Raw genomic sequence first — 12177 nt, 5'->3', positions numbered from 1 at the left:
GGTCTGCCGCCTAGAAATTCGCGACGTCGCGACTTTGTCGCCGAGCGGCCGAGCTGCGGCCGGGCCTGGTTGGCAGCCTCGAAAAAACAAGGCAGCCAGGCGCCTGCGTTCATCGTCAGCCGCCCTTCCTCCGCAGAACAATCGACATTCGCAATATGACACGCAGCCGGCAACCATCTCGACCGACGCATCCTGGTCAGGCCATCCAGGTGAGCGGTTGACCCGCCTCGGCGCCTGATTCCTGATCTTGCTCGGGGACTTGCAACCGGAGCAGTCGACGAGGTGGGGCTGGTTCTTGTCGTTGATGGTCCCCAAACGTCCCGTGGTCGTCCGCAGCCTGCATATGCGCCCGCCCTGCGTGCCGATACCGCGCGCCGGCGAACGCGCTGGTCAACCACGCCGTAGTTCCTCGAGTAGTCGGTGTCGACGTCCGCATTCAGCTCAATGCCGAATGCCATCTTGTGGGAAAACAACGATATTGTTAATATACGTTGAAAGGAGGGTTCGATGTCCAGCAGTCGAAGACGCACTGGCCGACGACCGGGGCGGCCGAAGGTCATCGGAGGACCCGTCATTCAGCCCAAGATCACCCCAGAGGACGACAAGAAGCTCGGAGAGCTCGCCGTGCTCGGGGAATTCGAGGGCAACCGTGCACGCGTGATGCGGGTCGCGCTGAGGGAACTCTACGAGCGCAGAATCGGAAGCAGGAAGGAGAAGGCCACATGAATAGCGATAAGCTCATGAAGTACGACGCGATGTTCGAAGGAAAGTCCCTCACGTTTCGCGTGTTCCGAGGTAGGGTCGCCGTGATCACTGCCGAGCTGGGGGCGGCGCTGGGGTACGCAGAGAAGGGCCTGACCAAGCGCATTCTCGACGAGTGGAAGGACGAGTTCATCGAAGGGCGGGACTACGACGTCCTCGAAGGGCAAGATTTGAAGGCGTTCAAGCGACTGGTTCCGCATCGCGGAACCAGTGGCGTAGCTAGTCGGGCGCGTAGCTTGATGGTCCTCTACGAGAGCGGCGTGGACCTCGTCGCCCTGAAGACTGACAAGGAGCTCGGCAAGAAGCTTCGTCGCCTCCTAGCCGATGAAGTTCTGCCGAAGCTGCGGCGCGGAGAGAGCATCCCGGGCACTTCGGTGCCGGCGGCTCCCGACCGGCCGCAGCTCCTCGATCCGAAGGTGGCGGCTCTCCTGCTGGCCGACAACCCCTCGGGACGCGCGTGGTTGCTTCTGCAGCTCGCTCAGGTGGCGCAGCAGGTGGGGATGTCATCCAGTCGCATCGAGGGCTACCTGGAAGCGGCTGGAGCGCTCCTGATGTCGCCGAAGAAGTCTGCCCTGCCCTCCGCGAGGGCGGTCCCTGTCGCTGTGCTACCCGAGCCGGCGGAGGCACCTCCCAAGCCCGTGCAGGAGGTGATCGAGTCTATGGCTCCCAAAGTGACCGAGCCAGCCCTGCCATCACCTCCGGCGCCAGCCCCGCGGCCTCTGGGTCGGCTCTCTGGTCGCCTATCTCCCGGGGGGCTTCCGGGCATTGTACGCGCTCCTCAGCACCCGCCGCAGCCGGCGGGCTTCTATCCGCCCCAAGATCTTGATGGCGACGGTCAGATCTCGATCTCTTCGCTGGCCCGCTACTATGGTGTCAGCCGTCAACGAATCGGCCGCGTGGTGACCTGGAGCCTCGAGAAGCACGGGATTGATCTGCGGCACGACCCTCGCTATGCGGTGCGTGAGGTGGTTCCCGGAGAGCACGTAGATGCTGAAGTCTACCGACTGACCGAGGAAGGGGCCGCCGTGTTCAACAGGCACTTTTTCGAGTACGTGCAGGAGAATCCGAAGACAATCAGGGAGCTCGATGAGCGACATAGGAGGGGGCTGTTCCGCTCCGTCGCATAGATGCGGTAGACTCGACGCGGAGATCAACCGTGAGCAATGACAAGACCCAGACCTGGGCAGAAGCTGCGGATGCGTGGCGAGCAGCCACTGCTGAAGTATCAACTGCTGCTGCGGATCTGGGGGCATCGCTGTCCTACTATTGGAAGCTGGTGGTCGGGGTGCTGATCGCGATGAAGGCCCTGCGCCTGGGGATCGCTCTGGCCGTGCTGCTTTCCCGCTGACCTCGCCAGATTGCATCCGGGGCAAGCCGAGCTCGAGGTGGATGGGGGCCGGCCCCAATATCGACAATCGCATTCAGGACATGGAGCTGGGGCGCCCGGCTCGGCTACGGCCGCCCCAGGAAGATCCGGGACCTGATCAAGGAGCTGGCCGCTGGAGGCTACCTCGTGTTCGACGACCAGCGCTTCGCAGCGAAGCGCAGTCCACGGACCGCGGAGTACTGGCTCACGGAGGAGCAGGCTCTCTTCGTCACGACCCAGGCCCGCACCCCGACCGCACGAGCGATCACCCTCCAGGTCATTCGCGCCTTCATCGCGGCCCGCCACGCGCTGAACAAGCCGGTCCTCGACCAGAAGCTCGTGGAGAGGATCGAACTCGCCGTGGGGCCGCTGCTCGATGCCTACAAGCTGCTCGACAAGCGCCTCGGACGTCTCGAGTCGGGCGGCGGCTTCAGCATGCGCCCGATGCTTCTCGTGCCCGGGTCGACCTCGAGGATGCTGGCTACTCGATGGCGGGGGTGATTGAAGGTCTAACCGAGAAGGGCTACAGCATCGCCAAGACGACAGCGCCCCGCGCAGACCAGGTACCTTCCTGCGCTGGTGCTGCCTCAGCTCGGCGCACGTAAAGGACCAGCTCGAATTCGGCGGGCTGGCCGTCCCCAATCACCTCGAGCGAGCATTGACGTAGGCCCGGGCTGCATCGCGCTGGCGCACCAGCTCCCCCATGTCGAGCTGCCCACCCTTGTCGGCGTGGCCTGTCCGGGCGCGGGCGCGGAAGGCGGCTTGCACGTTGTCCTCGGTGGCGGTCGCCGGATCGAGCCCGAGAGCGCGGACAGCGGCGGCGCCGGTATCTTCTCGGGGCGCCCCGGTGGGGGGCCGGAACCAGGTGTCGGCGAAGTTCTTCGCTTCGGCTTCCCGCCGGGCGGCTTCCGCTTGCTCCTCGACGCGCGCTCGACCATCGGCGCGGAGCTGCTCGTCGGTGGGCCTGTGCAAGTAGACGCGCCGCGCGCCGTCCACGCCGCCCGCGGATGCGGAGCCCACGACGGCGAGCTCGTACAGGTCGACCGTGGTCATGTGCTCGTAGAAGCCGCCGGGGCAGGGCGGGCGATACCCTGGGAGGTGCACCTCGAGATCGGAGCGGGACACCGCGCCGTTTTTCTCCCCCAACGTTCGCTCCGCGCTGCACTTCACCGCGCGGTCGGGCGCCCCGACCCGCGCCGCGGGGAACGTGACCCATACCGACGAGGGCGGCGAGCGGATGAGGGCCTGCTCGAGGCGATGGCGGCGTAGCCAAGCCTCCCGCTCCTCGGCCGTGGGGTTGTGGTCGTAGACGTCGAGGGCGAGGTCGCATCCCCAGAACCAGCCGGCGATGGTCGGCGGGTCGCCATCTGCGCGGTGCGAGCCGTAGGCGCGGGCGTGGCCGTGCTGTTGAAGGGGGTCGAAGTTGACGCCCATGTCGCCGCCCGGCGTCTCGATGTTGCAACCTCCCCCTCTAATGTCCGCCAGCACGCGGCGGCGCACGCACAGCGGAGGGCCGTCGAGGCGGCCGGGGACCACGTGAAGCGTTCACACGTACCGCGGCGTCCACCGTGACCAGAGCTTCGGCTCAACGCCACGGCGAGGTCTCGCGGTCACGAAATCGGGCGGGCTCGCCGAGGGAACGGCCGGGGCGGCCTCGCTCACTTGCGTCGCCTCGGGGGCCTCCCCGTTGATCCACGCACGGACATGATCGGCGACAGACCGCCCTTGAGCCGCGGCGGCGCCATTGACGCGGCGCCTCTCTTCGGCGGTAAGCCGCACGCGGAGCACATCGGTTGCGGCCGTGTCGGCGCGTGGCGGACGACCGCTCTTCCCGGGTTTGGGGCCGTGGGTGGCGGCGCCGGTAGCGAGCGTTTCCTCATTCTGTGCCACGAAACATTCTGTATCACAGAACCAATTCTGTGCCACGAAACTATCAGCACCCCATTGAATGGCTGGCAGGCGCCTCGTGGTCGACGACGTGCGCGGCGCAGCGCCGCGCGATCCGTGGACCATGGGCGGCCATTGGGTCACCGAGGAGCAGGCCCTTTTCGTCACGCCCAGGCTGGGACCTTCGATTACCCACACTGGCTCCGACACATCTTCCGAGGCGCGCCTCGCATCGATCACCCGGTCCCGCGCCCCGGATGAGGTGCGCGGAACAGTCTCCCTTGCGGGCCGACTCGTCACTGGACCCGGAGCTATGAGAACGGGGACAAGCCCGTTCTCTGCGGCATCAAGCCGCTTGCCGCGCTCGCCGAGACGGCTTGTGCGACTGCTGAGACGCCACCGACTTCTTGGGCCTGCCCCTCGTCACCTTCGCCCGGATGCCGCTCTCCGGTGCCGGCTCCTCGCTCGCCTTTGCGCGCTTGAGCTGCCTGCGATGGACAGCATCCGGCATGCCGGCGTGCTCGGCCAGGAGCTCGCCGAGCACCTTGACCCTGCGGCAGACGGCGACCCTGTCCATGCCGAGCGCAGTGCCGATCTCGTCGAGGTCGTGCCCGGCGGCGCGCAGCTCGATGAGCTGGCGGTCCCGCGGGGCCAGCGTCTCGAGCCATTCGTTCAAGCTGATGGCGCTGATAATACGACCCGTCGGGTTCAGGCTGCGGGGCCGTGCCCTGCCGATATCCGTGTTCGACTCCTGGTTGTCGATCTGCGGGTTGTCCTCGAACTCCGCCACGTACTCGTCGAGGCCCAGGACCTCGACGCGGCGGCGGTTGTAGTTGCGCTGGTCGAAGACGTCCTTCAGCCGCTGGGTCCGATCGCCGGAGGCGAGATGGCGGCTTAGATCAATGGCGCGTAGACGGCAGGCATGCACGAGCAGGGCATCGTCGAGGATGTCACCCACCTCGGCATGCTTCTTGTAGAGCGCCCAGGTAAAGCCGAGCGCTTCCTGCATCCGATCCTCACGGATGTTCTCGTGCAGGAAGCGCGCGACGGGGTTGAAGATGCCGCGCCTGATCTTCTTCTCGAACTCCTGGCGAATGTTCCTCGGAATCGTGGTCGTCACGGGGTCCTCCATGGAGCGCGCACACGGAGGCCCTTGCCCCGTGACGCGCAGAACGCGCGCCACGCGGGCGCGGAGACGTTTCAACGATGATGAGGAGTTCTCCTGTAGAGTAGCCCCGGGGGATCACTCCCCCGGGGCCCTCGCCGGAACCGGACAAGGAGATTTCCACCATCCGGCTCTTCCGTTGATGTGGCTTGCGGCTACGTCCCCCAGATTCGGACTATCACGCGGGGACGGGGCAGAGGCAGGCTCTTCAGCATCTCGCCGAACCCCTCCCAATTCAGGCGCACCCGATTGCTCCGACGGCAGAGCCACTTGTACCAGGCCCTCTTGGCTTCTTCGACGAGCAACAGCAGACTGCGAACATTGCCGTTGACGCCGAAGTAGTTGAAGTGCCCTTGGATGCGCCTCTTGAGCGCGGCATGCTGCACCTTGACCGGCAGGTGCCGATAGCGGCGGCACCAGTCGGCGACGGACTGGACTGCCCGTCGAAGGCGAGCAGACCGAGTCTTGCACGCCATTTGCCATTGACCTCTCAAGGTCCGCCGCCAGTACAGCGTGAACCCGAGGAAGTCGAACGTCGCCAGACCTTTGCCGCCCGTCTGCGCGGCCGGTGGCCGCTGGAAGGGTAACAGGCGAGTCTTGTCCGGGTGAAGGGTCAGTCCGAATCGCCCCATCCGCTTGTGGAGCACCTCCATCACGCGCTCCGCGTCGTCCTGGCGCTCGAACACCATCACAAAATCATCCGCATAGCGGATGAGGTGCGCCTCACCCCGCGTACGCGGCTTGACCTCGCGATCGAACCACAGGTCGAGCACGTAATGCAGATAGATGTTCCCCAGGAGCGGGGAGAGCACCGACCCCTGGGCCGTGCCGATCTCCGGCTCGGAGTACTCCGCGCCGTCGAGCACACCCACGTGCAAGCATTTGCCGATGAGCCGCAGGAGCGACCCATCGGCCACCCGAGTCTGGAGCATCTCCAGCAGCTTGGTGCGATCCACGCTGTCGAAGAAGGACACGATGTCAGCCTCCAGAATCCACCCCACCTTGCCCTTGTACACGAGCCGGTCGAGGGCACGGATGGCGTCATGGGCACTGCGTCCGGGCCTGAAGCCGTACGAGCAGTCCAGAAAGTCCTGCTCGTAGATCGCTTCGAGCACCTCGCGCACGGCGTCCTGGACCAGTTTGTCCTCGAACGCCGATATCCCAATCGGCCTCGTCTTGCCCTTGTCCTTGGGGATGTGGACACGCCGGATCGGCTGGTGCCGATATCGCTTCGACCTCAGCCGTTCGTGCAGGCCCTGGAGGTTGCGCTCCAGGTCCAGCCCATACTGCTCCTTCGTGACTCCATCCACCCCCACCGCTGCATCCTTCCGCATGCGGCGATACGCGCGTGCCAGGGCTGGCCCGTCGATGAGATGGGCCAGCGCGTGGAACCGTCCTTCGGGCTCCCTTCTCGCTCTTTCCGCTACCTTCAACAGTCCCGGTGACATGTTCTCCGACATCAATGCGTCGGGCATGGTTCCCTCCTGAAGTTCACACCAACACGGGCTGCCTTTGCTCGGCCGGGTCCGGGCGCTACCCCGTTCCCCGACGTCATCGCTCGTATTCAGCCCTCCGACTCCCGCGTTCCCGTCGGCATCGGCTCCGGTTGTCCCTTGCCTGCTGCCTACCTCGGTGCGAATACTTCTTCTGTGCAGAGCCACGAGCATGGCTTCGGCCGGCCGCGCGCGTATCCGCAAGCGCGCGGCGCGTCGGAGATTGATCACCGGGTCTCCGTGGCACCGGTTGTTCCCGAAGAGGAACGCGGGTCTCCCAGGTCTCTGGACCGTCCCCTTCCTACGTGCCGTGGTCGTACACCCCGCCGGGAGTGCCCTTCCCTTGCCCACTTCTGGGAAGTTCACCGTCGCCTTCGGGTGCAATGACGCCCTCGGCCCCCGGAATGATTATAATTTTCGTGGCTGCATTCCCCACGGCCCGCACGCTCGCGCACCTACGCATCGCCGGCCGCGTTACCGTGACCGTCGCAAGGCTCGCTACCGGCCTGGGCGGGCCACCCTTGGCCGGGCGGGGATCGCACCCGCCGGACGGCAAACCGAATTTCATGAGTTTATCGCATCTCATTCCTTTCGGACCAGACTTGCCTGGTCGCACCATTGTTCTTATCCCGCGACGTGACGAATGTTTGCGGAGGACGAACTTGTCGGTGAAGGGTCCTCTGGCACGCGGTGCACCATCACGCGCTCCTGACGATGATGGCCTTCGCTTTCCTTCAGCACTTGCGTAACGCCGAAAAACACGACCGGGCGCAGCAGCCGGCCGCCTGAACCGTCGCTACCGGAAATCCGGCGGCCATTGATTCAAAGGTTCGCTACGCCCCAAAGATGCGCGCGGTGCGGAGAGACGGTGCGGGCGCTCGTGCCGATATGACGGTGTGGGTGGAGGTGGCAGAGTAGTGCTATCAGTCGCGCGGGCAGCCGGTCCCCTCCAACCTGCCTTCGGGCCCCAAGCCGCCGGGCAAGTAGACCCCGTTGTTGGCTTCCGGCATCACGCCTCGCCGTACGTGAACGCGAGCCCCCATCGCTCGCGGCTCAGCGCCATCTCCTCGCGGTTATTGGCCCGCAGCACCCACTCATCGTCGTCCTCCCCGAACATGTAGTAGACGTCGGCGCCGGGACGCGCGATCAACTGTGCAATCGCTCGACGTGCTCCCGTAGCGATGCGATCCCCCCGCGCTCGGCCGCGGCGCGGGCGGCCTCGAGCGCCTTGTCCGCCACCTCCTGCAGGCCGACGGCCGCCGCGAGTGACCCAACAGCCATCCACGCCGCCGCCGCCTGGGCTGGGAGCCCAGTACACTCTGCATGGAGCGCGGCCTCCGTGAACCGCCGCCGAGCATCCTCTTGGGCCCCTCTGGCGAGCGCAGCGGCCCCGAGCGCCATCAACACCCCTCCAAGCTCCCGCGCGAGCCCACGCCCGCGGCAAAGCTCGACCGCGTCCTCGTACGCTCCCGTCGCCGCCTGGGGCTCCCTGGTTGCCGATGCCTGCGCCGCGGAGAGGAGCGCGGCGCGGAGAGGCTGCATCGCTGCTTCTGCAGGCAGCGCGTTCACGAACCCGAACAACGGCCCCTCGGGGACGATAAACCGCGCCTCGGCGTCGAGGTTCTTCACGGACCGAGACTCATCGAGCACGGCACACCGCACGCCGGGCGGGAAAGGCAGCCGCAGCCATGCCTGTACGGCTGCGAGAAACCCTGGCCCATCAGACACGTGTCGGGGCAGGAGACCCACGAGCACGCCGTCGAGATGGGGCGCCAAGAACTCCGCCACGTGGGCCAGTGCAACGGCAGCACGGTGGGACGCATCTCCGGGCGGCAAGGGCCCGAGGCGGGGCAGCTCGATGCCCTCGGCACCTATGCCCCCGCGGAGCTGCTCGTATTGCGTGGTGATCGCCTGCGTGAGCGCGGTGAAGTAGCGATGTGCGTCCTCGAAGGGCTCGTCGAAGAGAAAGAACGGGCGCCGGTTGTCGGGCGCGTGCTCGAGCAGCCGCAGCGCCTTGATGACCTCCCGGTATCGGTCTGGCTCCGCCACGATCCGAAGGCTTCGCACCCGTTCGGCGCATAAGAATTCAGCTATCTCCGAGACGAAACGATGCGCTGCAGCGGATACCGGATCCATGGGTCCCTCCCTTCAGTTGAGCTTGACCAGTCCCCCGGCAACATTGACCGTGCCACCGGCAACCGACACGGAGGGGCCCATGATCTCGACACCTCCGGCGCCGATCTTGATCGCGCTGCCGCCCGCGCTGAGCACGATCTCCCCGTCGGCCGTCAGGTTGATGAGGGGCGCCTGTATGGCCGCCTCTCCCTGCGCGACGACAACCACGCTCCCTCCGGCTTGGACGTTGACCGTGCCGCCGGTTGCCAGCGAGGCATCCGCGCCCACCGCACCCTCTGCGCTGGCTGCGATGCTGCGCAGGAACGCGGCCCCAATGGCCTCGAGCACGCTGCCTCCGATGGCAACCGTCCGGCTACCTGCAATGCTCTGCTCGTCGCTACCTGCGACGGCAATGGAACGGCTGCCTGCGACGACGAGACTCGCACTGCCTGCGACGGTCTCCGCGCGGCTCCCGCCGATATCTACCGTCTGATCAGCGCCTACCTGAATGCGCTGGGCCGCCGCGACGTTGAGAGCATCGCTTGCACCCACGATGGCGGTTCTGTTGGCGGCGACGCTGAGGCTGTCGTCCGCACCGACCGTCGCGGAACGATTCGACCCGATGGTTGTGTTTTGGTTGCCGTCGACTGCGATGGTCTCGTTTCCCGCGACATGCTCCGCGTTGTTCCCACCGACATCTGTGCTCCGGTTCGAGCCCGTACGCTCGCTCCGGTTCACACCAACCCTCGAATTGCTGTCGTTCGTGACCTTCTCGGCCCTGTCATGGCCGACGGTCGCGCAGAAGTCGCGGCCGGCATTCAACACAACTCGCTCGCGTCCCTTCGCATCGTCGAAGGCAAACTCGTTGACCACACCAGCACCCGGCGTGGAGAAGGACTTCATTGTACTCACGGTCGGTGACCCGCTGGCTGGCGCTGGGGGGAGGTTCTGGCCGTTGTAGACGCAGCCGGTGACGATGGGTCGGTCGGGGTCGCCATCGAGAAACTCGACGACCACTTCGTCATCGACGCGCGGATGGAACAATGCGCCCCGACCTGCGCCTGCAAAGGCGTGGCTGACGCGGACCCAGCAGGACGTCGGCTCTGCACCGTGACGCTCCGGATCGTGGTCCCAATGAAAGCGCAGGCGTACGCAGCCGATCTCGGCGCCCGGTGGTCCCCCGACGTGTATCTCCGCGCCTTTGGTCGATGGCTCGGCCGTCACGAAGGCCGTCTGTGAACCCACGATGCGGGGCTTCTGCACGGTACGGGCGGGCCGGAAGCGCGAGGGAGAAGACCGAGAACCCCGCCCACGGCGCACGCACTCGAACCGCGCCTTGAAGGGTTCTGGCTTGTCACCGGAAGGGAGCGACACCACGCCGGCCTGCTCGGCTTCGAGTTCAAGGCGCGTGACCAGGTACTCGCCATCATGATGGGTGCCGTCGTGGTCGAGGTGAAAAACCGTGCCGGCGGACAGGACGCGGACTCCCCCCGAGCCCGTTGCGTACGAAGCCTCGACGGCGTGGCGATCGAGGCGTGCACGGGCAAGAGGCGCGCCGAGCGCGGGCTTGTCCTGGAAGGCGCCTGGGAACTGATCCTCGAAGAGGTCAGCACGTGTGCCGGCCTCGGCATGGAGGGCAATGTTGGGCTTCCGCCAGTCGTAATCGAGGAGTCGCACAGCTTTCTCGCGCAGGCGTGCACCGAGCGTGATTGCGGTGATGTCGCGACCGTGGACTCCGGGGCCGAGGGAGCGGAAGGGGGCGAGCCAGGTCTTGCCCTCGTCCGCGTCCGAGAGAACGAGGAGACACATATCCGAGCCGTGCTCGAAGTGGTAGGCGATGCCCTCGTCTTCGAGGATACGTGAGAGGAACGCGTGGTCGCTTTCGTTGTACTGGACGCAGTATGGTCGGGCGGCCGGGTTATCGAGGCGGCTGACATCCGTAATGCGGTAGCAAAAGCGCGGTGCCGCAGGGGTGAACGAGAGGGGATGATGCTCGTCGCCGTGGGCGGCTGCCCCGTCGGCGCGGGTGAAGATCGGCGCCAGGACGGCATCGATGATCTGACGGAGGGTCTTGTCGAGGAAGATGCGCGAGCGCGTGCGGCGCTGCGCGAGTGCGAGCGGAGGCTCGAGGGTGACGCGATAGAGCATGCCCTCGGGGGCAAGGGCCAGCTCCTGAGCCTCGGTGATGATGCCGTGAACGATGCGGAAGCCAGGATCGGTGAGGGAGGCAATCCGGAGGCAGGCGCGGGCCCCGAGCAGCTCCTCTGGGTCGCCGAGCCCCGGGCCGCGGAGCAGGACGGTGATGTCGTAGCGGTAAAGGGTTGAGATGGCCTCGCGGGCCGCGAAGCGTACGACCGGGAGATGGTCCCACGGGTTCGGGCCAGGAGCGCCTTCCCAGGCGAAGGTGAAGTCGAGACGGGCTCCGGCAGCGAGATCGCGCAGGCGGTCCACGATGCTCATCGCGGTGGTCCCCAGCGTTCCGAGCGAGACCTTTGCCATGGGCATCTCCTTTCAGGGCGTGAACACGTCTCCGTCAGCCGGCAAGAAGCCCTGCTTCCGGGCCTTCTCGATCACGGCCTCGAGCAGGGGATCGGGTGGCATCCGGGGCCGGGTGTCGTTCGGTGGGAGCTTGGCCAGTGGGGTCTGCATGAGGGGATGGTCGAGCTCGGGCATCGGGAGGCCCTGCTTCGCGCGGACGGCGGCGATGGCGAGGATGTCGACGGGGAAGAGATCGTAGGGCGACGTCAGGAACTCTTTGTTCGCATCGGAGTACACGGCCTCGTCGAGGTGGTAGTCACAGGCGTTCAGCAAGGCGGTGACAAAGCCCTGCCCATCATTCCAGGTGTCAAGCACGGAACGGTAGACCCCGATGCGTGCAATCCCCTGGCGATCTAGCTCCGGTCGAGGCGTGCCAGCGTAGCGGTACCATAGCTCCAGCATGAAGACCGCGAACGGACTGAGATCCCAAGAACCGAAGGCATTGTCATCGAGGCTTCGGATCATCCGTGCGGCAAGCCACGCGGCCATCCGCTCCTCGCCGAAAACAAGAGCATGCGCGAGGGTATGCGCAGCATCCAGGACATGGGTTCCACCAGGATCAATACGAGTATCCCACCAGTTATATTGGAGAACCCGGTCAAGATGTGCCCAACTCTCGACTCTACCGTTCAGTACATCGAACATGCCATGCTGAGCGTACCAATTCCCAAGCTGGCGCAGGATGCCGGCTGCAACAGCAGCTGCACGTGGCTCTCCACTTCGGATCCATTTGGCGATGTCCGCGAGGAGCTTCTTTCGCTGGTCGAGGCGAGGGTTCTTGCACCATGCATTCAGATCACGGACAAAGCTTCGGACGTGTTTTTCTCTCTGTGCAGCCGTCTTCACGCTAT

The 12177-nt window shown here is 65.8% G+C and carries 11 protein-coding genes; 4 read left to right on the top strand and 7 right to left on the bottom strand.

All coding sequences use genetic code 11. The features are described from left to right. The first annotated feature begins 507 nt into the window (after nt 1-507). The 4 genes from POL67_RS06140 to POL67_RS06125 all read left to right on the top strand — a co-directional run bounded on the left by POL67_RS06140 (nt 508) and on the right by POL67_RS06125 (nt 2629). Complete coding sequence (locus POL67_RS06140) at nt 508-726, top strand: hypothetical protein (RefSeq protein ID WP_271916124.1); 219 nt, start codon at nt 508-510, stop codon at nt 724-726. Then, nucleotides 723-1889, top strand: coding sequence for a BRO-N domain-containing protein (locus tag POL67_RS06135; RefSeq protein ID WP_271916123.1), 1167 nt, complete (start codon nt 723-725; stop codon nt 1887-1889). Before POL67_RS06140 ends, POL67_RS06135 begins: the two co-directional genes overlap by 4 nt. A 29-nt stretch (nt 1890-1918) precedes the next feature. Next, nucleotides 1919-2110: a hypothetical protein gene (locus POL67_RS06130; protein ID WP_271916122.1), complete on the top strand. Its 192-nt coding sequence runs from the start codon at nt 1919-1921 to the stop codon at nt 2108-2110. Between the two features lie 165 nt (nt 2111-2275). Beyond that, on the top strand, nt 2276-2629 hold the full coding sequence (locus tag POL67_RS06125) for a hypothetical protein (protein WP_271916121.1): 354 nt from the start codon (nt 2276-2278) through the stop codon (nt 2627-2629). Between the two features lie 141 nt (nt 2630-2770). On the opposite strand, the gene POL67_RS06120 is transcribed toward POL67_RS06125, so the two are convergent. From POL67_RS06120 to POL67_RS06090, 7 genes are all read right to left on the bottom strand, one after another. Further along, entirely contained in the window at nt 2771-3664 is an 894-nt protein-coding gene (locus tag POL67_RS06120; RefSeq protein ID WP_271916120.1) for a hypothetical protein, read from the bottom strand. A 697-nt stretch (nt 3665-4361) separates the two neighbouring features. Beyond that, nucleotides 4362-5135 (bottom strand): hypothetical protein, encoded by a 774-nt coding sequence (locus POL67_RS06115; RefSeq protein WP_271916119.1) that lies wholly within the window; start codon nt 5133-5135, stop codon nt 4362-4364. A 200-nt stretch (nt 5136-5335) separates the two neighbouring features. Next, on the bottom strand, nt 5336-6655 hold the full coding sequence (gene ltrA, locus POL67_RS06110) for a group II intron reverse transcriptase/maturase (protein ID WP_271916075.1): 1320 nt from the start codon (nt 6653-6655) through the stop codon (nt 5336-5338). A gap of 1027 nt (nt 6656-7682) precedes the next feature. Continuing rightward, complete coding sequence (locus POL67_RS06105; protein ID WP_271916117.1) at nt 7683-7823, bottom strand: hypothetical protein; 141 nt, start codon at nt 7821-7823, stop codon at nt 7683-7685. Continuing rightward, the gene (locus tag POL67_RS06100; protein WP_271916116.1) at nt 7820-8722 is read right to left on the bottom strand and encodes a hypothetical protein; all 903 of its coding nucleotides are present in this window, start codon (nt 8720-8722) and stop codon (nt 7820-7822) included. Before POL67_RS06100 ends, POL67_RS06105 begins: the two co-directional genes overlap by 4 nt. A gap of 99 nt (nt 8723-8821) precedes the next feature. Further along, nucleotides 8822-11287 carry a type VI secretion system Vgr family protein gene (locus POL67_RS06095; RefSeq protein WP_271916115.1) on the bottom strand — a complete coding sequence of 822 codons (2466 nt, stop codon included), beginning with the start codon at nt 11285-11287 and terminating at the stop codon, nt 8822-8824. 12 nt (nt 11288-11299) lie between these two features. Next, nucleotides 11300-12172 carry a hypothetical protein gene (locus POL67_RS06090; protein ID WP_271916114.1) on the bottom strand — a complete coding sequence of 291 codons (873 nt, stop codon included), beginning with the start codon at nt 12170-12172 and terminating at the stop codon, nt 11300-11302. Between the last annotated feature and the right edge of the window lie 5 nt (nt 12173-12177).

Origin of the sequence: Polyangium mundeleinium (genome assembly GCF_028369105.1) — a bacterium.
In the GTDB taxonomy this organism is placed as follows: domain Bacteria; phylum Myxococcota_A; class Polyangia; order Polyangiales; family Polyangiaceae; genus Polyangium; species Polyangium mundeleinium.
This window is presented reverse-complemented; position numbering and strand designations above follow the sequence as displayed.